This window comes from Cytophaga aurantiaca DSM 3654 (assembly GCF_000379725.1).
GTDB lineage: Bacteria > Bacteroidota > Bacteroidia > Cytophagales > Cytophagaceae > Cytophaga > Cytophaga aurantiaca.
In genome coordinates, this window is record NZ_KB903620.1 from 257986 (window position 1) to 281356 (window position 23371).

General features: G+C 37.4%; 20 protein-coding genes. 14 read left to right on the forward strand and 6 right to left on the reverse strand.

The features are described from left to right. Positions 1-6: 6 nt before the first annotated feature. Positions 7-2337, reverse strand: a complete 2331-nt coding sequence (locus tag A3EE_RS0101170) for a TonB-dependent receptor (RefSeq protein WP_018341588.1) — start codon at positions 2335-2337, stop codon at positions 7-9. Positions 2338-2398: 61 nt separating this feature from the next. After that, positions 2399-2710: a hypothetical protein gene (locus tag A3EE_RS0101175; protein WP_018341589.1), complete on the reverse strand. Its 312-nt coding sequence runs from the start codon at positions 2708-2710 to the stop codon at positions 2399-2401. A 322-nt stretch (positions 2711-3032) separates the two neighbouring features. Between A3EE_RS0101175 and A3EE_RS0101180 the strand changes: the two genes are divergently transcribed. The 9 genes from A3EE_RS0101180 to A3EE_RS0101220 all read left to right on the forward strand — a co-directional run bounded on the left by A3EE_RS0101180 (position 3033) and on the right by A3EE_RS0101220 (position 12661). After that, the gene (locus A3EE_RS0101180; protein WP_018341590.1) at positions 3033-3608 is read left to right on the forward strand and encodes an SRPBCC family protein; all 576 of its coding nucleotides are present in this window, start codon (positions 3033-3035) and stop codon (positions 3606-3608) included. A gap of 63 nt (positions 3609-3671) precedes the next feature. After that, positions 3672-4745: a peptide chain release factor 1 gene (gene prfA, locus A3EE_RS0101185; protein WP_018341591.1), complete on the forward strand. Its 1074-nt coding sequence runs from the start codon at positions 3672-3674 to the stop codon at positions 4743-4745. Positions 4746-4798: 53 nt separating this feature from the next. Further along, positions 4799-6130, forward strand: coding sequence for a choice-of-anchor Q domain-containing protein (locus tag A3EE_RS0101190; protein WP_018341592.1), 1332 nt, complete (start codon positions 4799-4801; stop codon positions 6128-6130). A gap of 492 nt (positions 6131-6622) precedes the next feature. Continuing rightward, a complete protein-coding gene (locus A3EE_RS0101195; RefSeq protein WP_018341593.1) occupies positions 6623-7204 on the forward strand; it encodes a LemA family protein in 582 nt (193 codons plus the stop codon). Further along, positions 7204-7644, forward strand: a complete 441-nt coding sequence (locus tag A3EE_RS0101200; RefSeq protein WP_018341594.1) for a TPM domain-containing protein — start codon at positions 7204-7206, stop codon at positions 7642-7644. Before A3EE_RS0101195 ends, A3EE_RS0101200 begins: the two co-directional genes overlap by 1 nt. Next, positions 7645-8409 carry a TPM domain-containing protein gene (locus A3EE_RS0101205; protein ID WP_018341595.1) on the forward strand — a complete coding sequence of 255 codons (765 nt, stop codon included), beginning with the start codon at positions 7645-7647 and terminating at the stop codon, positions 8407-8409. A 179-nt stretch (positions 8410-8588) separates the two neighbouring features. Continuing rightward, complete coding sequence (locus A3EE_RS21105; RefSeq protein ID WP_018341596.1) at positions 8589-10427, forward strand: WG repeat-containing protein; 1839 nt, start codon at positions 8589-8591, stop codon at positions 10425-10427. 141 nt (positions 10428-10568) lie between these two features. Next, the gene (locus A3EE_RS0101215; RefSeq protein ID WP_018341597.1) at positions 10569-11213 is read left to right on the forward strand and encodes a LysE family translocator; all 645 of its coding nucleotides are present in this window, start codon (positions 10569-10571) and stop codon (positions 11211-11213) included. Positions 11214-11278: 65 nt separating this feature from the next. Beyond that, on the forward strand, positions 11279-12661 hold the full coding sequence (locus tag A3EE_RS0101220; RefSeq protein WP_018341598.1) for a T9SS type A sorting domain-containing protein: 1383 nt from the start codon (positions 11279-11281) through the stop codon (positions 12659-12661). Positions 12662-12716: 55 nt separating this feature from the next. Here the strand turns inward: A3EE_RS0101220 and uvrA are convergent, their stop codons facing one another. Both uvrA and A3EE_RS0101230 read right to left on the reverse strand, forming a co-directional pair. Continuing rightward, positions 12717-15551 carry an excinuclease ABC subunit UvrA gene (uvrA, locus tag A3EE_RS0101225; protein ID WP_018341599.1) on the reverse strand — a complete coding sequence of 945 codons (2835 nt, stop codon included), beginning with the start codon at positions 15549-15551 and terminating at the stop codon, positions 12717-12719. Positions 15552-15734: 183 nt separating this feature from the next. Then, complete coding sequence (locus A3EE_RS0101230; RefSeq protein ID WP_018341600.1) at positions 15735-16175, reverse strand: DMT family transporter; 441 nt, start codon at positions 16173-16175, stop codon at positions 15735-15737. 177 nt (positions 16176-16352) lie between these two features. Here A3EE_RS0101230 and A3EE_RS0101235 point away from each other — a divergent pair, with 177 nt between their 5' ends. The 3 genes from A3EE_RS0101235 to nth are packed head-to-tail and all read left to right on the forward strand — an operon-like array spanning position 16353 to position 17820. After that, positions 16353-16958, forward strand: coding sequence for an RNA polymerase sigma factor (locus A3EE_RS0101235; protein ID WP_026209526.1), 606 nt, complete (start codon positions 16353-16355; stop codon positions 16956-16958). Next, complete coding sequence (locus A3EE_RS0101240) at positions 16933-17163, forward strand: hypothetical protein (protein WP_018341602.1); 231 nt, start codon at positions 16933-16935, stop codon at positions 17161-17163. The genes A3EE_RS0101235 and A3EE_RS0101240 overlap by 26 nt, the downstream gene beginning before the upstream one ends. Before the next feature lie 9 nt (positions 17164-17172). Next, positions 17173-17820, forward strand: coding sequence for an endonuclease III (nth, locus tag A3EE_RS0101245; protein WP_018341603.1), 648 nt, complete (start codon positions 17173-17175; stop codon positions 17818-17820). Positions 17821-17873: 53 nt separating this feature from the next. Here the strand turns inward: nth and A3EE_RS0101250 are convergent, their stop codons facing one another. Then, on the reverse strand, positions 17874-19001 hold the full coding sequence (locus A3EE_RS0101250; protein ID WP_018341604.1) for a hypothetical protein: 1128 nt from the start codon (positions 18999-19001) through the stop codon (positions 17874-17876). Positions 19002-19277: 276 nt separating this feature from the next. On the opposite strand from A3EE_RS0101250, the gene asnB reads away from it, so the two are divergent. After that, on the forward strand, positions 19278-21131 hold the full coding sequence (asnB, locus tag A3EE_RS0101255; RefSeq protein ID WP_018341605.1) for an asparagine synthase (glutamine-hydrolyzing): 1854 nt from the start codon (positions 19278-19280) through the stop codon (positions 21129-21131). After that, positions 21131-22303, forward strand: a complete 1173-nt coding sequence (locus A3EE_RS0101260; protein WP_026209527.1) for a glycosyltransferase family 4 protein — start codon at positions 21131-21133, stop codon at positions 22301-22303. Before asnB ends, A3EE_RS0101260 begins: the two co-directional genes overlap by 1 nt. A 2-nt stretch (positions 22304-22305) precedes the next feature. Here A3EE_RS0101260 and gldB read toward each other — a convergent pair whose 3' ends face one another. Continuing rightward, the gene (gene gldB, locus A3EE_RS0101265) at positions 22306-23331 is read right to left on the reverse strand and encodes a gliding motility lipoprotein GldB (protein ID WP_018341607.1); all 1026 of its coding nucleotides are present in this window, start codon (positions 23329-23331) and stop codon (positions 22306-22308) included. Between the last annotated feature and the right edge of the window lie 40 nt (positions 23332-23371).

Below are 23371 nucleotides of genomic sequence, written 5' to 3' on the forward strand. Positions count from 1 at the left end.
ATGTTTTTAATGTTTTGTAAAATCCAATGGTATTTGTAAGCGGATAATAATATTTCTTCCCGCAGCATCCGCATAATACCTGAAGCGATCTAGATAATCGCGATAACGTGCATTTAATAAATTTTGTCCGGTCAATGTAAGTAGCATATCCTGCTTCGCAACTTTTATGTATGCGCCGACTTCTGCCTGTAATAAGAAATATGCGGCCGGTGCAGCCATATAATCTCCGCTTGCAGGAGTATTGCTTTTGTGCGCAACCCAAATCCCGTCTACAGCAACAAATGGTTTTATGAGCTTTCCTTTTGATGCAAAAATATATTTCATTCCGTTCTGCCACCTGGTTGGAGGAATGTAGATGAGCCAATCATTTTGCGAACGATCGTATGCGCTAACCAGCGACAAACGAGTGGAATAAATAAGATGCTTCGTAAGACTGTCGTTAAATGCAATATCAAATCCGCCGTACGTTGCCTTTACCTGCGTATACTCAAACGTTGGAAATGCTCCGCGTATTGTAAGTGTTGGCGGAAATATGGGTTTTAAATAAATGTAATTGGAGAAATAATAGCCATATGCATGAATATACCCAAAGCATTTTTTAAAGACATAATTTAATGTCAGGGCGAGATTTGTTGAATGCTCCGATTTCAAATCCGGATTGCCGATCTCATACGCAGCAGCTCCATGATGCACGCCATTGCTGTACAATTCATTTACGTTTGGTGGTCTAAAGGCTGTCCCTAATGTTGTCTGAAGGTTCAAGTGCTTACTTAATTCGTTCGACATACCTACATTCATTGTCGGACTTTGAAAGATTCTATAAGGAGATTGTAAAACATTGTTCTCGTAATAATAGGATTGCAATGTTTTATAGTCGTATCTCAATCCAGCTTCAATTTTCGTCTTCAGAGATATCTTATACGATTCTGTTATATAAACTCCAATTGCATTGCTTTTAAAATTCGGAATGAAATAACGCCCTTCATACGTATTGGACTGATTTATATAGCTTACTCCGGCAACGCCTCTTACTCTTCCGATCTTATGTTCTACATAGGATTGAATATTATGCGTAGTCAATTCGAACTGCAACTGCGGCTGATCCGGCAAGTTTGGATTGTATGCTTTGTGACTATCGTATTCCTCGCGCTTGTTGTATTGACGTGCATACTCAATTGTCCAACGGTTTTTCCCAAATGTATAATACACTTTGTTCTTCCATAATTCATGGTTCACGATTTGTTTGGGCCGTTCAATCGTATATGAAAATCCGGATGTAACCGCCGGTTGACCGCTATTGATCGCATTCATCAGATCCGTAACATTGCCAATGTGCGAGCCTGCAAATATTCCCAACTCTGTGTTGAACTGGCTGTAAAACGTCTCTACCCCCCAACGGTTGCGCTGATAGGCAGCAGCAAAAGAAAAGTTTGCTTCCTGAAAGCCTGTATTCTTAAGCCAGTAATCAGGCGTTTTAGTATTCCCACCCTTACGCAACGTACCCTGCAGACGTAAGGCCAATCCAGGGATCTTTGTAAAACCATGCTCCACAATTGCAGATGCTACACCTGCACGATTGTTACTAAAAGCGCCTACATTAATCTGCGCTTTGTTGCCACGAAACGTATTCAATGCTTCCGGCTCTAATAGCACCACGCCACCAATCGCATCTGATCCGTAGCGTATCGATTGAGCACCTTTTACCACTGTGATTTTGCTTGCTATAAACGGATCCACTTCTGGTGCATGCTCATTACCCCACTGCTGTCCCTCTTGTCTGATGCCATTATTCAGAATCAGTACACGTGTGCCATACATGCCTTGTATAACAGGCTTGAATATTGTTGGGCCTGTTTGCAGCGCAGAAACTCCGGGAATAGATTTTAAACTTTCTCCTAAACTTGTGCCTCGCAAGCGCGCCAGTTCTTCTTTCTCTAGTGTTTCTTTCGAACCAATCTCGGGCTGATTGTTGACCCTATAGCCTTCAATTACAATTGCGTCATCCTCCATTCGCTGCATAATTTCTATGGCAAGAGTTGAAGTTCCTGAAACATGTATGGCCGTATCTTTGTGCACGCATAAAAGCATGTCTATATGCAATTTGTAATAGCCTTCACATAAAGAGTCCAGTAGAAATTCTCCTTGTGAATTTGTAAGAACATAATTGTTCAACTCTTCAACAAAGACCATAGCTCCGTCAACAGGTTCCTTGTTATTCGCATATACTACAATACCCTTTAATTGGTATGTACAATTAGTGGATTGCTTCGTTGTTTGGGCTTGCGTTTCAATAAAAAAAAAACAAACGCCAATCAACGCAAAAAGAATTTTCTTCACGCGATGAATGAATTTATAATAATAGAATCGGAATGCCCCCTAAGTTTCAGGGGGGAAATGTTTAAGCGAATGCCACAACCGGCGGTGCTCTACCTTGTCTGTATATTGAAAAAATAAGTGTTTCCGAATTCCATACACGTTCTATAGAAGTATGGAACACCACAATCACTGAAAATGAAAAAAGTGTTGGTAAAATAAAGTCTGCCGGAACAATGTTCAGTGAACAGATCAAACATTCATCATCTACTAACGCACTTATGCCTTGGGCATGTTGCTTTTCAGGATGGTGATGTAAATTGGGTATAACTAATTGCGTAAAAAGCAAAAGAGCTATTCCAATAATCAGATGATATGTGGCTTTTTTATTCAACACGGTTCATTACAAAATTGAAATTAATTAAGTTCAATAACAAGAAAAATAAAATGTTCTGACTAACAGGGCTTTTAGAATCAGTCATTTGAATTTTAATACTATGCATGCATCCTTATTATTTCAATATAAATACTTGATTCTGCAGCCCCGGATCAATAAATATTATTATTTAAATAAAATATGTAACTTGTTCACGTTTTGGTTAAACCCCTACCGTGTTGAACTAAGGACTCTTGCTAAGCTACTTCTATAAGTTAAAAAAATATTAACTCTTATGCGATTGCATGCGTATATGGAGTTAAGTTTTTTCATAAATTATACTATGTCTCGGTTAATAATTGGCAATCGTTTTAAAAAAGGAACATTATTTCTACTCTCAATTATTTTATTGTTAGTGGTGATAGGTGTGCTTTTGCCTTCTTCTTTTCATGTTGAAAGATCCATTGAAATCAAACGTTCAAGCAAAGCAATTTTCCCCTATTTGAATAATTTACAGAAATGGGGTTCATGGACTTCATTGAACGTAAACAAAGATTACTCCCTGGAACAGCAGTTCTCAGGCTCTAATCAAGGGATTGGCAGCGAATTAAGTTACCATGGAGACAAATTAGGTAAAGGAAAAATTAAAATCGTTGATAATGAATTAGATGATCACGTTGCGTTTTCATTGCTCATTAATAACAGATTCAATACAGACGGAAATATTAAAATTGAAAGTAAATCCGAGACGGATTCGAAAGTTACAATCACGCTGGATGGAGACGTAGGTTTTCATTTGCCGGATAGATACATTATTTTAATGATGAATAATATTGCAGGTTCTTTGTTCGAAGAAAGCCTGAATCGTCTGAAAACAGTGGTTGAGTCCAAAAAATCCCTGCCGGCCGAAGGCTTATAGCCAATATTCTCCTTTTTCTGCCTTCCTTTTTCTATCTTTGCATATTAATTACAAAAGATACTTATGGTTGATAAATTAGAAGCGATCAGACAACGATTTAATGAGGTTTCCGAAGCGATTTTGGATCCAAACATTATGTCGGATATGAAACGCTATACATCTCTTAATAAAGAATACAAAGAACTTAATAAGATCAATGATGTATATATTCAGTACAAAAATATTCTGGACAATATTGACAGTTCAAAAAAAGTATTGAATGTAGAAAAAGATCCGGATTTCAGAGAGATGGCTAAAGAAGAACTTGAAAGTTTAGCCATAAAAAAAGAAGAATTTGAAGCCATTATAAAAGAGCTTTTAATTCCGAAAGATCCCAACGACAGCAAAAACATTATTCTTGAAATACGCGGCGGAAGCGGCGGCGACGAAGCTTCTATTTTTGCCGGAGATATTTTCCGTATGTACCAACGCTACTGCGAACGTATGAACTGGAAAATGGAACTGATCGATGCTACTGAAGGTACTTCCGGTGGTTACAAAGAAATTATCTGCAGTGTAGCCGGTGATGATGTGTATGGTAAGATGAAATTTGAATCGGGTGTTCACCGTGTACAACGTGTCCCTGCAACAGAAACACAAGGACGTATTCATACTTCTGCTGCTTCTGTTGCTGTACTTCCTGAAGTTGAGGAAGTAGACGTTCAATTAAACATGAACGACATCCGTAAAGATACGTTCTGTTCTTCCGGACCGGGCGGACAGTCTGTAAACACTACGTATTCAGCGATTCGTTTAACACACATTCCATCGGGAACTGTTGTTCAGTGTCAGGACGAAAAATCTCAGGTTAAGAATTTTGAGAAAGCATTGAAAGTACTTCGTTCTCGTATTTATGAAATTGAATACAAAAAACAACAGGACGAGCTTGGTAAAGAACGTAACTCAATGATCGGAAGCGGCGACCGTGCAGATAAGATCAGAACATATAATTATCCTCAAAGCCGCGTAACCGATCACCGCATTGGTCTTACTACACACAATCTTCCCGGAGTAATGGATGGCAACATCGACAGCTTTATTGAAGAGCTTCGTTTAGCAGAAAATGCTGAACGTTTAAAAGAAGGTGCTGGTGCATAATTCATATTAAAAGGGGTTGACGTTGTCAGCCCCTTTTCTTTTATACTATTTTAATGAAAACAACTTCAGCTTTCTGGTTCTTCTTGCTATTGCTCCTGCATTTTTTCAGTTGCAAACCCAAAGACGAGATCTTAAGTACAAGTGCGAACGATCGCTTGAGCTTTTCTGAAGACACTATTTTTTTTGATACGCTTTTTACAACTGTAGGAAGCATCACCAAACGGCTGATTGTTCACAATTCCAGTAAAAACAGGATTCGTGTCTCGAGTATTTCATTGGCCGGCGGAAGTAATTCTCCCTACAGCATTATTGTCAATGGCCGCAGCGGTCCATCGCTTTCGGATATAGATATTCTTGGAAACGATAGTATTTATGTATTGATTAAAGTTTTGATGGATCCATCCAATCAGAATCTTCCTTTCCTGGTAAGCGATTCTATTTTATTCAATACCAATTCGAACAAACAAAAAGTACAGCTTGAAACGTACGGACAAGATGCACATTTCTATGTGAAAGAAACCGTTCCGTGCAATACCCTCTGGACCAACGACAAACCTTATGTAATTTATGATACCATTAATATAAATGCAGGTTGTGAATTGAAAATTGAAGCAGGTTGTAAAATATATCTGCACAACGCAGCTGCTATCAATGTCAAAGGCAAACTAACTATTGAAGGTACGTCACTTGATTCTGTATTGATTGCATCAGACAAATTAGATGCATCTGCAAAGGATGATCTGGGGCAATGGGGCGGAATTATTTTTCAGTCTACAAGCAGCGGAAATTCTATCTCCTGGACAACCATCCGAAATGCGTCAACTGCAATTACATTAATGCCTGTTGTTGATACAGATACAATTCCTGAACTGACTTTAGATCACGTATATTTATTGCATACAAGCAAAGGAATGATCAATGCAGCAGAAACGGATTTGAATGCAAGCAATGTTGTGATGAGCCACTGTCCAATGGCATTGCTCAAACACACAGCGGGCTATGGTGTATGGAAGCACTGCACCTTTGCAAATTATTCTTCAGGCTTTTTCAGAGAAGAACCGAATATGCTATTAGGCAGCACCGTACAAATACTAAAAATGTATGTATTCAATTCCATTGTTTGGGGTGATAAAATAGATGAAGTTTCGTCTTACAATTCTACACAGTTGTTTTTACAATCTTCTATCTGGCGATCAACGTTCACAGGTACTTCATCAAATATTTTGAATTCAAATCCTCTTTTTAAAAGTCCTTCTCAGTTTAATTTCAGTCTCACAGCAACTTCCCCTGCAATCAACTTGTGTGTTCCCGAAGGCGTTCCCGATGATATTGTCGGAGCTCCCCGCGATGCAACTCCGGATGCGGGTGCTTATGAGTTTCAATAAAACCTGATGTGAAAATATTTGCAATTCGTCTGACCACAAAAAATGGTCGGACGAATGATGTTTAACAAGCATTCCTGAAATCCTTCGCAGTCGATGGTGTTTCTGTTCGAACTGAATAAGGAACTGCTTTTGGTATTACATAATCCCTTTAGGGATTACATATCTGTAGAAAACTACATCACACAACATATTAAACGTACGGAGCTCCGTATAGGAGCGACCACTATCTATTTTATATATGCCGTCCCCATGGGACTCGCGCACAATTTATTTGTGGTTATTTTTGCTACAGACATTTCGTCCCTAACGGGACTAGACTTCATGAATATCTGTATCCTTTCTTCTTCGCAATATTACCCTACTGTTTTACTTTTTAAATACCTCTCTTAATGTTATGTTTTTACATTCATAACCTGTAATTTTAAAATAGGCACAATATAAATCAAGTTGGCCCGTCTATCTATTATATACTCAAAACAAAATCATACCATAATGAAACGTCTGTTCTTACTTCCTTTGTTTGTTGTTTTAACTTCTATGCTATTCAGTTCTTGCGGTTACAATACCATGGTTGCACAACAAGAAGCTGTTGACGGTGCCTGGTCTCAGGTAGATGTTCAATATCAACGCAGAAATGACTTGATCGGAAATCTTGTTGAAACGGTTAAAGGTTACGCCAAATACGAGCAGGAAACATTGACAAAAGTTGTTGAAGCGCGTGCTGCTGCGACACAGGTTAAAGTGGATGCGTCTCAATTAACAGAAGCAAATATTGAAAAATATCAGGCTGCACAAGGCCAGTTAACTTCTGCGTTAAGCAAGTTGATGTCGATCACAGAAAACTATCCGGATCTGAAAGCCAATCAAGGATTTGCTGACTTACGTGCTGAATTGGCAGGTACAGAAAACAGAATCGCCGTTGCAAGAAAAAACTTCAACGATGCTGTACAAACATACAACACTTCTATTCGCACATTCCCGAATAATATGTTCTCAAGCTCTTGGGGTTTTGAGAAAAAAGGATATTTCAAATCTGAAGCAGGTTCAGAAAAAGCTCCTGAGGTAAAATTCTAATGACGCCTCAATCTTTTTTTACAACCGAAGAACTTTCTGCACTTCACGTTTCAATACATGAAGCTGAAAAAGCCACGTCCGGCGAGATTCGTTTGCATGTTGAAAATGTATGTAAGTACGATGTGCTTGATCGTGCAGCAGATGTGTTCAAAGAACTTTCAATGCATAAAACAGAGCTTCGCAATGGTGTGCTTTTCTATCTCTCTGTGAAAGACAGAAAATTCGCGATACTAGGTGATGCAGGCATCAATACCAAAGTGCCTGCAGGCTTTTGGGATTCGATCAAAGAAACTGTATTAACTCATTTTAAGAATGGTTTATACGCAAAAGGATTGTGTGAAGGAATTGAAAAAGCGGGCTTAAAATTAAGCGAGCACTTCCCCTATTCTAAAAATGATGTCAATGAATTATCGAATGATATTTCTTTTAATAAAAATTAAATGAAAGGTAGATTAATTGCTTTATTGTTCTCACTTTTCTGCCTTGCTAGCGTTGCTTCACCAAGCGATTTCCCTGCAAAGCCCAATCCGCCAAGGCTGATCAATGATTTTGCCGGCATGCTATCTCCTGCTGAAGTAGCAGAGCTCGAACAAAAGGTTGATCGGTTCAATGATTCTACTTCCATAGAAATTTCAGTTGTTATCATTAGTAATCTGGGGAATTACGATATTTCGGATTATGCTTTTCAACTGGGAGAATTGTGGGGAATTGGAAAGAAAGCAAAAAACAACGGCGTACTGATCTTAATTTCAAAAGAAAACAGACAAGCATTCATTGCAACGGGCTACGGCATGGAAGGTGTATTGCCGGATATGCGTTGCAAACGTATCATAGATGCGGATCTTGTTCCACAATTCAAACGCAGCAATTATTTTAACGGCATTAGTTTTACAATTGACGCAATCATACGTTACTCTGCAAATGAATACACAGCAGATCCTAAAGTTCAGAAGGGGATTAATCCGTTGTATGTTTTTTTATTCATCCTGATTGTAATCATTGTTATGGGTTTTATTAACCGCAAGAATCAAGGCAACAACGGTGGCAGTTCAAGAGGCGGCGGTTTGTTCGGACCAATGATCGGTGGAGGATTTGGCGGCTACAGAAGCAGCGGCGGCGGATTTGGCGGCGGTAGTTCCGGTGGTGGCTTCGGTGGATTCGGCGGCGGCAGTTTTGGCGGCGGGGGTTCAGGCGGTAGCTGGTAAAAACATTTATACATTCTAATTAACCGATGCCTTTGCTTCAAGCGAAGGCATCGGTATTCTATAGCAACTCTGGCGCTAGAAAAACTACCACTCTATTCATAGAGTGCTACGCTAACTCTATGAATAGGATGAGACGATAGAAATACTTACAATAAAAATAAACTATAATACTTCGAAAGATGAATACAGTAACGGATAATTTCAAAAAGATTCATGGATGGTTAGAAAAGAACGCGGATAAGATTCTCAATGAGTCTTTGAACGCTGGCGCGGAGAAAGAAACAATTGAAGAATTGGAATCTGTTATAAATAAAGAATTGCCGACCGACTTTAAAGAGCTGTACGCATTGCACGATGGACTTAATGAAGAAGCAAATTGCGGTTCTCTATTTTATGGTATGCTGTTTTATTCTATTGAGGGCATCATCAGCGATCATAAATCAAGAACATTTATTTATCCTTTAAAGAAATGCTCTCTTGAAATAAATCCTCAAAACATTAATAATCCGGATTGGTTATGCATTGCATTTGATGGTTCACATGTCAGCATTCGTTTGGATTTAGCACCGAATACTACAGGAATCTATGGTCAGGTTATATTAGTAGATGATGAGTATGGCGTTGCTTTTGTAATAGCTAAGTCTGTATCGGAGTTTGTAGAAAAATTTGCGAATGATCTGTTAAATGACAAATACACATTGGATGAAGATGCTTTAGAAGACGGTAATCAGTTTTTGAGTGCAGATACATCTATTGATTTGGTTAATTGGTATACGCAGAAAGAATGGAAGGAATTTATAAAGCCTAATGAAGTAGTGAAAGAAAATATACCTTCTGTTAATGTTGTAGAAGTAAATGAACCATCCATTAATATAGATGATTATCAATGGACCAGAAAACCATTGCTAGACATTGGCAATTGTATTCTAAGTGTATTAGATAATAGTGATTTGTTAATGATTTATGATCGATCTTTGAAAAAATATGGACTGATTAATAATGAAGGTGAACAGATTATGCCTGCAATCAGCATTATTCCGATTAGAGAAGATGAACCTTACATTACTAGAGATGGAGATGTATACAATCTTGTCAATGCTAACGGAGGAATTATATTTTCTACAAAAGCACATACTGTTAATGAACTTTATCCTTTATATCTTTTCCAGACCTATAATGACGGAAGTGTTCTAATTAACAAACAAGGAAAACAAGTTAAAAAAATATTTACGAATCAAAGAGAATTTACTGAAGGCTCCTTAGGAATCGGCGTTATTACTGATGGAAATAATTCAGCACATGGATTTATCGATGAAGAAGGAAAAACGGTAGTTGATTTCAAATATCGTAGTGTTAATTCTTTTTCTGAAGGCTTAGCTGTAGTAGAAAGAGAAGATTATGTAAGGGAGTATATAGATACAAATGGGGCAACGGTTTTTGTTTTACGCGAACATTGGCTTAGCGCAGGTCCATTTAAAAACGGATATGCCATGGTTAATTACAGAGACAATGAAAAAGGTGGATTCATGTTTATTAATAGAAATTTCGAGGTAGTAAGTAAAGATTATTACAGTTCATACAGCGGAATGCAGAATGGATTATTTATAGTGTCTAAAGATGGATTTGAAGGAGGTGTTGATGTCAACGGGGATACAATCATTCCATTTGACTATTCAGAGATTAGAGGTAGTTCGGATTCGGATAACGTTTTTATTGTAAGTAAGGAAAACTTTAAAAATCACTTTGAGGATAAAGACAAACTTTGGGCTCGTGAAAATGTGTTCAAAACCTACGGTGCTTTAGACCAATTTGGCAATACAATTTTAGAATGTAAATTCCCCGGTTTAACGTATGCCGGAAACGATCTATTTATTCTGCGAAAAGAAAAGCATGTTGGATATATAAATAGTAAGGAAGAGGTTGTTCTACCTTTTGCATTCGATGCGTTAAGACCAATTACAAATGGTGAAGCATGGGTGCAATACAAAGGCAAGTGGGGGATCATAAAAATTGGATAGCAAATCTTTTAATGTCTACACCGATGCCTTCGCTTAAAGCGAAGGCATCGGTATTTAACAGCAAATCAATAAATCATTATCATTCTATTAAGTCATATAGTTAAACAAAGCTATTAATTATTTTTTGCGTTATTTTAACGCATGTTTCAAATTACAAGCCACTTTTTCCTCGGATTCATTATCAGTTTTGTTGGTACCATACCGCCTTCAACCTTTAATCTCTTAGCAATCAAACGTGCTACCTCAACAGGCTTGCGCAAAGCGATGGCTTTTTCCTGTGGTGCCGTGCTTGTTGAATTCTTCTATTGTTTCTTTGCCGTTATTTTTTCCCGTTATTTCTTAGCGAATAAAGACATCAGTGATCTCATAGAACTTATTGCTGTACCTATTTTTATATTACTGGCCTATCTTTTTTTAACGAAGAAACATGTTGAACCTACAGCCAATGAGCAAGCACCGAAAGGCTCGAATGATTTTGTACAGGGTTTATTTATTGGTGTAATTAATTTTACTCAAATTACTTTCTGGTTGGGTTACAGCACCTATTTCATAAGCATCGGCTGGATGAAAGAAGAATGGCTGTATATGACAGGCTTTGTTGTTGGTGTCTGCGCAGGCAGTTTAGTAATGCTTTTTATTTATGCCTACTACTGCAAAAAATGGTTCTATGGAAACACGCCAAAACTGTTTACTGAAAAGGTGCTGAATAAAATTGTAGGCTTTATTTTTATTGGTCTTGCGGTAATGCAGGTGGGGAAGCTGGTTTGGCAACATTGGATAAAGTAAGCCTGAACTAAAATTTCTTTAAATCCAATATTTTACATATCTTACTTATACTAACCGATATAGCTATGAGATTTTTCGTAATTGCTTCGCTTTTATTTTTTTGTACACTTGCACCTTCTGTAAGGGCTCAGAATTTTCAACCATTTAAAAATAAATATAAATATCAGTTTTCGTATACCGGCTATTTTCAAAATTTTATTCAATCCGGATTGATCCACTGTATTGAAGTTGACAGTGCAGTTTTAGTTGGATCAGATTCGGTTTTTCATTTCAATAAGCTTGATGCGGGCTATATGAGTAATTTTTGGGGGGACTCAATGGTTAAAAAACCGAATGGCGATTATCTTTTTATAATTAAAACCGATACGGTTCTTGTTAAGACTCAACTTGCACTTGGTTCACAATGGACATTCAAACTTAATAATGTATTATATACTGTAACATACGATCATTACAACCCTGAAACAGTTTTAACAAACCATACAGACTTGGTGCAAACCTATATTGTTGAAAATGCCTCCGGCTTTAAAGATTCTATTAAACTTTCTGAAAATTTCGGTCTTATTTATTCATTCCCTTTTTCAGACAATTCTTATAACCCTCACAGCCATTTCAATCTAACGTATATTTTTAATTCTAAACTTGGCGAAAACAAAATTAATTATTTTGAATATTTTAATTACGAATTAGGAGATATATTGGAATACACTCCCGATTATCGTGTAGCTATTGGCTATCCGGGCAGAATAGGAGTTGATATATATAAAGTTATTTCAAAAACTGTTTCTTTGAATAACGATACTGTAACTTATTTATTCAGTCAATGTCATGTTGATGCTGTGAACTCAGGAATTTATTCTGCTACCAAAACATATTGTAAAATGGTTGTTACAGATTGGTCTGTGCTCGGAAACTTTCCACATATTGATATACTATCTTTTCCTACGAATAAGACGTATTTTGTATTTGCTGCTAACATTGAAGGAATGTCGATCGGAACTCATCATCCATTTGAGTATGATCAGTACTTCACTTTTGAAATAGGCCTGGGACTTAAAAAATATACTCGTGGTGGTGGTTTCGATTATGATTATATATACTATGAAAATATAAAATACATCAAACAATTCAATACAGATGATAATTGTGATGGTATAGAAACAATTCTTGATACAAAATCCCTGCATGCATCAAGTGCAAATTTAATCGTTGCGCCCAATCCGTTTGATAATACGATTTCTCTTAATGCAATAGATCTAATTCAAGGCAACTGGACTGTACGAATCACGTCTGCATTGGGTGTTGAAGTATATACTTCTAAAATGGTTATTTCTTCTTCTGATCAAAAAATAGATCTTTCAAATTTGCCAGCACTTACTGCTGGTATTTATTTTTTATCTATTGAAAATGAAAGCCAGGTGTATAGTAAAAAAATCGTGAAGCAGTAGACCTTACACCTACGAGGTTTTTAAAACCTCGTAGGTGCTTTTTGCTTTATTAGTACTACTTCAACTTCTCTTTCAAATACTTCGCTGTATGCCCTTTTGTACATGTCAGCATTTGCTCCGGAGTTCCTTCGAAGATTACTTCACCGCCGCCGTTGCCGCCTTCCGGACCGATATCAATAATCCAATCCGCACACTTGATCATTTCCATGTTGTGTTCAATTACAATCACAGAATTGCCTTTGTTCACCAATGCTTGTATTGAATCTAACAGTTTACGGATGTCGTGAAAATGCAAACCGGTTGTCGGTTCATCAAATAAAAATAAAATATGTTCATTATTATCTTCCGGAGATTTTCCTAAGAACGATGCAAGTTTCACACGCTGTGCTTCACCACCCGATAATGAGCTGGAAGATTGTCCAAGTTTAATATATCCCAAACCTACATCAGATAAAGGCTGCAGCTTTTCAATCAATTTTGGTTTGTCTTTGAAGAAGGTCAAACTTTCTTCAATCGTCATGTCCAATATATCTGAAATACTTTTATCGTTGTATTTCACTTCTAAAATTTCCTGTTTGAAGCGCTTGCCATTACATGCCTCGCAGATCAAATGTACGTCTGCCATGAATTGCATTTCAACCGTTACAATACCTTCGCCCTGACACATCTCACATCTTCCGCCTTCCACGTTAAACGAGAAATGACCCGGCTTATATGCACGTGATTTTGCCAATCCCTGTTCGGCATATAAATTCCGGATCAGGTCGTATGCTTTCACATACGTCACCGGATTCGAACGCGATGATTTACCAATCGGATTCTGATCTACAAATTCAATTTGTGTCACCTCGCGTATGTCGCCATCCATGCGGTCGAACTTGCCCGTAAATTCACCTGAGAAGCCGAATAATTTCTGAAGTGATGGAAATAAAATTTTCTTCACCAACGTTGACTTTCCTGAACCACTCACGCCTGTTACAACAGTGAATGTGTGCAGTGGGAATTTCACATCAATATTTTTAAGATTGTTTTCCCTCGCTCCTTTTATTTCAATAAAGGAATTCCACTTTCTGCGCTGCTTCGGTACTTCAATCGATGTACGGCCAGTTAAATAATCGGTCGTATACGAACCGCTGTGCGCTAACATATCGTCGATCACACCCTGGAACATTAAATGCCCGCCATGTATGCCAGCATCCGGACCAATATCAATGATCTGATCCGCAGCACGCATTACTTCTTCTTCATGCTCCACAACAATTACGGTGTTGCCCATATCGCGCAGCATCTTGAGTACCTCAACCAGTTTCCCTGTATCACGCGGATGCAAACCAATACTTGGTTCATCCAATACATACATGGATCCTACCAGCGCACTACCTAATGATGTAGCTAATTTTATACGTTGAAACTCACCGCCCGAAAGCGACGCGGTTAATCGATTCAATGTTAAATATCCCAAACCAACTTTTTCTAAATACGAAAGTCGGTTTGTAATTTCTTTTAATAAACGTTCTGCAATTTTTGCTTCGTTCTTATGCAATGTTAATGCGGAGAAAAAAATCAACGCTTCATCAACCGGCATCAATACAATATCTGTAATGGATTTTTTTGCAACTTTTACAAACGATGCGTCTTTACGCAAACGTGTGCCTCTGCAATCCGGACAAACTGTTCTTCCTCTAAAGCGGGAAAGCATTACTCTGTATTGTATCTTATACGTTTGTGTTTCGAGATAAGCAAAGAATGCGGTTAAGCCTTCAAAATATTTATTGCCATCCCAAAGCAATTGTCGTTCTTCAGGTGATAGATCCTGTATGGCTCTGTGTATCGGAAAATCGAATTTGATTCCGTTTTTAATTAATGGTTTTTGCCAATCGCTCATTTTCTCTCCACGCCAGCAGGCAATTGCACCTTCATACACAGACAAAGACTTGTCCGGTATTACAAGATCTTCATCAATACCCAATACATGTCCGAAGCCATCGCAGGTGCGACATGCTCCAAACGGATTATTAAAGCTGAAGAAGTTTGCGGAAGGTTCTTCAAATACAATTCCGTCTGCTTCAAAGCGGTCGCAGAAATCCTGTGTGATTTTTTCAGGTATAACAATTCTGCAATCCCCTTCTCCCTCAGCAAAGGCTGTCTGTACAGAATCTGATACCCGATACGGAGCATCTTCCTCAGTTTTATTTACACTGTTTCGGTCAATTAAGATCCAGGCATCTGCTTTCGCTGGAATGGCTTTCGCGCCTTTTTCGATAAGCTCTTCCATCATTACCACTTCGCCATCCAGATACAAACGGGTAAACCCTTTTTGTAACAGAATCTGAAGTTCTTCGTGCGGTTTGCGATCGTGCTTTATTTTAAATGGTGCGAGCACCATGAAACGTGTGCCTTCATCGTGTGTGAACACCCAATCAACAACATCTGTAACGGTATTCTTTTTTACTTCGTTGCCGCTCACCGGAGAGATGGTGTGGCCTACACGGGAAAATAATAATTTTAAGTAATCGTATATTTCTGTTGTCGTTCCAACTGTTGAGCGCGGATTGCGTGAATTTACTTTTTGTTCAATTGCAATTGCCGGAGAAATACCTTTTATGTAATCTACTTCCGGCTTCTCCATTCTGCCTAAGAACTGGCGGGCGTAGGAGCTCAAGCTTTCTACATACATGCGTTGGCCTTCTGCAAAAAGTGTATCAAAAGCCAACGAAGATTTTCCAGATCCGGAAAGACCTGTAATAACAACTAATTTATTTCGGGGAATTGCGACGTCAATGTTTTTCAGATTGTGAACGCGCGCACCTTTTATGATGATAAATTTTTTGGGATCCAACGATTCTAAATCGAGCGCATATTCTTTTTTCGCCACAGCCGTTCCTTTCATATACTATACTTTACTGGTATTGATGCTTGCGCACCGCATTCTTTAAAGTTCCGTTTTTTTATTCAATTTAAAAAGTAGTTGTTAGATTGAGTTACTAGGTACTAGTTGCTAGTAACTAGACGAGAAATTTACTAAGCACGACCGCTTCTTTTTGTCTAGGAACTAGTACCTAGTAACTGGAAACTATTTCTTATAAAACAGCCACAACGCTGAAAACATCATTCCCAATGCCAGAATTTTTTTCCAGTTAATAGGTATAGGAGTTCCGGTAAATATTCCAAAGTGATCGATCACCGCACTGGTTGATAGCTGCGCAATGATCAACAGCATCAGCACACCGCCGATTCCGATTCTGGGAACCATTAATACACTCGTCATAACATATACTGCACCTAAAATTCCTCCGGTTAATTGCCACCAGGGAACATTTTTAATTAAAAAGATATTTCCTTTCCCAAACACCATCATGGCTATAAAAATAAAAATGGTACCTACCGCAAAAGAGGTGAAAGATGCTTCTATTGTACCTATTTGCCTCCCTAATGCACCATTTACGCCTGTCTGAAATGCCACTGCAATACCGGCCAAAGCCAGCAAAAGAAAGATCTCTGTATTCATTTTCATCTGATAAATATTAAATTATTATAACCTTGCAGTTACTTTCTCGTTGTAATGGGTATATATTCTTGCAAATATGAACATTTGCTTCTATATTTAAATTCATTTAACACGTGCCTAACGTTTAACCACTAAACACTACCCTATGAGATAGACCTCTACGTTAACTAAACTTGTACGGATATGAAAATGTCAGCTGTTTGCGATTCCACATTGGTTTCACAATACATACATGGTAACGAAGAGGCTTTTGCAGAACTCATAAAAAGGCACAAATCTAAGGTTTACTCAACTATCTATTTAATTGTAAAAGATCGCTACATAGCAGAAGATCTTTTACAGGACGTATTTATCAAAGTCATCCACAAGATGAAAAACGGTCAATACAACGAAGAGGGCAAATTTTTACCCTGGGTAGCCCGCATCGCACATAATTTAGCAATTGACTATTTCAGACGTACTAAAAGGTATCCTACCATCGTTATGGATGAAGGAATGAATATTTTCAATACGCTCAGTTTTTCTGAAGATTCTTCTGAATCCATTCAGATTAAAAACGAGAATGAAAGTTTGATTCGTTCATTGATTCAGAAATTACCTGAAAGTCAACGTGAAGTAGTGTTGATGAGACATTTTTCAGACATGAGTTTTCAGGAAATTGCTGATGCCACCGGAGTTAGTATTAATACCGCGCTTGGCAGAATGCGTTATGCATTGATCAATCTTCGCAAGGAGCTGACAAAGCAACCAAAGACGATTGTGTATGATAAAAACGTTTACCCAAAATGATGTTGTTCGATTTGTTTATGATGAAGTAAGTACTGAAGAGCGTTCTCAGTTTAATGAGTTGATGCTTATTGATGCAGACTTTCAGGAAATGTATTTCAATTATACAAAAACGAAAGTGTTGATTTCAAAGTCTAAGCTGGAGCCTTCAGAAAATGTCATCAACCGTATTTTAACTTATTCAAAATCGCTTTCTTTGCAACAGTAAATTACTGATATGCTACGTAAAGAACGATTTGAAAAATTTCTGAATTATTTCTCAACCCATTCACCCGAACCAGAAACGGAGCTCGTATACTCAAACCCATACGAGCTCCTGGTTGCGGTGAGCTTAAGTGCGCAATGCACAGACAAGCGTGTAAACCTCACCACGCCTGCTCTTTTCAAACGTTTTCCCGATCCATATTCTTTAGCGCAATCAACTTCAGATGAAGTGTTTGGTTATATCCGAAGCATTTCATATCCCAACAACAAAGCAAAACATCTTGTTGGGATGGCTCAGTTGCTGATCAAAAATTTTAATGGCGAAGTTCCGAGTACAATTGAAGAACTGGTTACACTACCCGGTGTTGGAAGAAAAACGGCAAATGTGATAGCAAGCGTTATCTGGCAACAACCAACGATGGCTGTTGATACACATGTATTCAGAGTTTCCAGAAGAATTGGATTGGTGCCGCAAACTGCTACAACACCATTGGCTGTAGAAAAACAGTTGATGAAATACATTCCAACAGAGCAAGTACACAAAGCGCATCACTGGCTAATATTGCACGGCCGCTATACCTGTCTGGCGCGAACACCTAAATGCGATGTATGTCCGGTAACAGAAATTTGTATGTGGTATTCTAAAAAAATCAAAGCATAAAAAAGGTCCTCGTTAATAGCGAGGACCTTTTTTATGCTTTCAACTAAAATAAATTAGTTTACTTTATTCGCCTTAATTCTTGCTTCGTAATCAGCCTTGAATGCATCAGCCTCTTCAAGTTTGTGTGTCAACTTGCCGCCTTTATCCATTGCTTTTAACTTAACAAGATTGTGATTGCACTGAGCCCAATCTTCCAAGAAGCAATATGCAACAGCTAAGTTCGCATACAAAGCACCTGCTACATCGTCTGAAATACGTTGTTTTTTTGCAGCCGGATTATATTCTTTTGCCGCCTTTTCCCAAACTGCAACACATTTCAATAAATAATCATCTGCTTTCTTTTTATCTGAAGATAAATAATTATATCCCATAGATGCATCTGCAAATGCTGTAATAATATCAGCATATACAGCTCCGTCTTTCATTGTAGCTACATTCAATGTTTTTGTAATAACAGTATATCCAAGGTCACTGTTCAATTGATTGTTAGCAGCTGCGATAGCTCTTTTAAAACCGTCGTTATCATAAGCAACTTTAGCTGGTTTTGAAGCCTCTGAATTCCACCAGTATTCCAATTCATAAGCAGTACTGAATGTCTTCGTTTTTGTTCCTACAAATGCTTTATCTGTTCCACCCAAAATTTCATCTCTTAATAGTTCTCCTGAAGCGTTTAAAACTTCAAAAGAAATTTTATAAGTATAAGAAACTTCATAAGAATAGTTTTTTGTTGAAACACCATTAACAAGAGAAGATCCTTCTTTCAATGTTGTACCTGCAAATTCAAATCCTGAAAATTTTAATTTAACAGAAAATTCCGGTGCAGCGCTTACTTCCTGACAACCATCTATTTTTACAGCTGATTTTACAGATGCAGCTGTACGGTCAACAGGATAATAGCTGTTGTCTTCAGGATATGGTTGTGGTTGTTTTCCTTGTTTAACCAAAAGAGCATTTGTTGTAGTTATGCTATTTATTAATGCTTCTCTATCAGCTAATTTAGCTTTGTTTGTGCCATCCGCATCCATCACTATTTCAATGCTGTATTTTTTAGCCATTGGACTAACTGGCTTTAAAGGCAATCTTGTGTATGACGCATCAACTTTTTCCCAGTCTGGTTTTTGTGAAAATGCAGAAAATGCTGTACATGCTGCGAGAGCTACGAGTGTAAATTTTTTTAACATGATTTAATTCTAAGTTTTAGATAAAAGAATAGGGATTGATATTTTTAAAGTCAACTACACAATTCAAGTGCCAAAATTAACGATTCTTACATGCTTCGTTTAATAACTGAAGCTATTAATTTTGTTTTTTGCCCCATAAATAAAAATAAACTACTACATATTTACATATACATTTGATATACAATTAATTAAAAATGAACGAAAAACTACAGAATTCTTACAAGAAGAGATGTTAAAATTAATCGTAACTTCATCATATTAAATTTCAAGTGAGTTTTGTGCGGAATTAACATAATAATCGATAAGAAGGGCAAATTAACCAGCGGCCCTATTAAAGCTATGAATCTTGCCACTTTATATAGAGGGCCAGATAATAGTGATTTTGTTGCATTTCAATTTAAGGGGCAGCAAATTTTTATCGGCAATAACCGTTTGGAAATTGTCGATCGCAATGTGCATTCCAATCAACCTTTTCATTCTGCAGATAAACGTTTCTCACTAACGTTTAACGGAGCTATTTATAATTACAAAGAATTAAAGAAGCGCATTACGGTTGACGAATGGCAAACCGAATCGGATACGGAAGTTCTGTTGCACTGGATGATCGAACAGGGATTGCCAGGTCTCAATGAGTTGAACGGTATGTTTGCGTTTGCCTTCTATGATCGTCAACAGCATAGTCTCATCATAGCCCGCGACCCAAGCGGTATAAAGCCTGTATACTACTATAATGATGAAGATTATTTTATTGCTTCTTCAGAGATCAAAGGCATACTGGCAAGTGGTTTAGTTAAAAAAGAATTTAATGGAACGCAGGTAAAACACTATTTGCAATTCAAATATGTACCCAAACCTTTTACGTTTTATAAAAATATATTTGAATTGAATGAGGCTTCTTATATAAAAATTGAAGCCCATGATTTCAAGATCAAACGTTATGAAAGGCCTGTTGCATTTGATACGAAAACATTAAACGATGAAACGCTTGTACATACCTGCGATCAGTTATTGGGTAAATCTGTTGCGCGCCAACTTGTGGCAGATGTTCCTGTAGGATTGTATTTAAGTGGAGGTATTGATTCAACATTGCTGTTATCAAAAATTCATTCTTTAGGTCACAAGCATTTTCCAACGTTTACCATTGCAAACTCAATGGAAGAAAAAGCATTTGGTACAAATGACATCACCTATGCCCGGATGGCTGCGAAGAAATTTCAGTCTGAACATCATGAAGTAATGGTGCATGCCGATATGTTGCAACAGCTGCCTGAATTTGTGAAAACAATTGATCAGCCCATTGGCGACTCAGCATTGTTTTTAACGCACATTATTTCTGAAGATGCAAAAAAACACATCAAGGTAGCATTGAATGGTGCAGGTGCAGACGAACTGTTTGCAGGGTATAACAGACATCATGCCTACAACAATTATCTAAATCATTTACTTCATAAAGACGTTGCGATTAAATTAATTAAAGGCACCTATAATATTCTTCCGGATGGCGGTAATCATTCATTGAAAAAAGTATTTCGTCTTTGGAATAAATTTACAGGCTTATTAGACGTTGACCCAATTCAAACATGTCTCAATTTTTCTTCTTCTGAATATTTTATCGAACGCAATGCCCCTTCTGAAGAAGTCGATGAAGAAAAATCGTACGAAGACATTTCCTATTATTTAAATTATTGCCTCCGAAACGACCGTTCAAAATATTTAATATCTGATATACTAGCGCTCACCGATAAGATGACGATGCGATCTTCTATTGAGGCACGTGTACCCTATCTGGACAAGGAGTTGCGCATGTTTGTTGAAGGTATCAATCCATCGGTTCTTCTTAAAAATGGAAGAAAATGGATGTTAAAAGAAGTGCTGAAGAAAAACAATGGCGAAGAATTTTTAAGCAGACCAAAAGAAGGATTTGGTATGCCCTTTGGATATTGGATCAAAAAGCCAAGCAACGCAAATTTCATAACGCAACTGCGAAATAAAAATCACCCCATCTACGAATGGGTTCCCTTTACAACGATCAACAAACTTATTGATTTGCATTTAAGCAATACACGCGACTGTTCATCCGAACTATGGTCGGTACTATTGCTCATGAATTGGTACGAAAAAGAGTTTTAATGAAAATACTCTATATTCATCAATATTTTAAAACGCCCTCCGAAGGCGGTGCAATACGTTCGTGGTACATTGCAAAAGGCATGGTTGATGCGGGCCATGAAGTTGTTGTCGTTACTTCACACAATCATCCGGATACTGTTGTAAAAATAATTGATGGCATTACGGTACATTATTTGCCTGTAGCATACGACAGCAGTTTTGGTTTTTTCCGCAGAAGTTTTTCATTTTTATCTTTTGTACGACAGGCATTAGACGCCTCTCTTAAAATATCAACTATAGATTTGTGTTATGCAACCTCAACTCCTATTACAGTTGGCATTGTTGCATATTTATTAAAACGAAAAAAATCTATTTCATACATTTTTGAAGTACGTGATCTTTGGCCGGAAGCACCCATACAAATGGGCGCAATTAAAAATACGATGATCAAAAATTTACTTTATGCACTTGAGAAAAAAATATATACTCACGCAGATAAGATCATAGCACTTTCACCTGGTATGAAAGAGGGCATTCAGCGTATATGTCCGAATAAAAATGTTGTTGTTGTTCCCAATATGTCCGATTGTTCCTTTTTTCAATTTGAAGAAAAGAAACCCGTATTAGAAGATGCCTTCCATGTAAAAAATAAATTTGTTGTAAGTTATATAGGAAGCGCAGGACTATCCAACAACTTAATCTATCTCGCAGATATTATTCAGTATTGTACAATTCATACTAAAAAAAATATTGTCTTTCTAATTCAAGCTAAAGGTCCTGATTTGGAAAAAATTAAATCAAATCTTAAAAACATAGATTCTGCAACGGTTCAATTTTTGCCTTACAGCAATAAAGAGGGCGTTAAACAATTGCTAAATGTAAGTGATGCCGTTTACATTTCTTTTGATTCAAAACCTATTTTAGAAACCAACAGTCCGAATAAATTTTTTGATACCCTAGCGGCCGGAAAGCTTGTTATTGTTAATACTTCAGGATGGCTAAGAGAGGTGGTCGAACAGGAAGAGATTGGATTCTATGCTGATCCATTAGATCCATCTATGTTTGTAGAAAAAATTGAATCGTATATAACTGACAAAACTCGTCTGCTTGCTTCACAGAGCAAAGCAAGACGAGTTGCTGAAAATGTTTATTCGAAAGAAATTCTGGTTAAAAAAATACTCTCTGAATTGTAATATTATTTTTTCTTTAGCGGCGGTTTATAACCTGACTCTTTAAATATTTTTCCTGCATCTTTTTCATCCATCAATTGCTGCAATGTTACTTCCGGATGTTCATTCATGTATTTACGTACAATCTGCCAGCCCAGCCATCTGCCGATACGCCCCGGACAATCGTTGCTGATCTCATTTACAAACGGACCTTCGCCTGTATATTGTTCAACAATTTTACGACTTGTTTCAAACAGAATTTTACGGTCAATAAAATGCCCCCATATCACCGGGAGATTTGCATCAATCGCTTTTAATTCTTTAGTGCTATAACCAATGTTTAGTGAATCTTCTAAGTCAGGCATTACACGTTCAACAAAATAATGTGCCTTTCCATAATAGATCATTTCGGCTAAAAGTGTTTCATCAGCCGTATTATTTTTATTGAATTTGGTTGAAATACCCAATGCGATCATTGGCAACAAGTATGGCTTGTCATATCTGCCAAGCATGTACTCATACAAATTTGGTTTGAATGAAGCTTTAGGTCCCAAGTACCAATCCAGACAAACAACGATTGCTGAATCAGAAAAAGACATATCCGGCTCCATTAGACCTGAGTAAATAGTGTATATTTTGGGCTCTTTAAAATCCTTTATATAATACTCCATCAAACGGAACGTAGATGCAAGATCACTTTTGAATTGCTTCATATCGCCCCAGCTTGCTTCAACTTCTTTCCCAAAGTTTTTTAAACCCGGATTGTTGTAATAGGCAAACATTCGTTTTATATCGTCCGGCTTTGGCGTCTTCGCAATACCTCTCAGATACTGCTTAAAGAATACTGGATTTAATGTTAATATGCGCGCCATGTCTTCTTCAGAAGTTATAGCAAGTAAATCTTTATCCAAGCGTACAATATCTGCGGAAACTACCACTTCGTCGGCTTCTTCAGGCTTTATAACCTGCTTTTGAATAATATTAGAAACGGGTTTATCTTCTTTGCATGAAAATAATATTGCAGTCAATAGTATCGCTATCCAAAATTTCATATTTTTAATTCACATTTAATCCAAATACATAACGACAAAT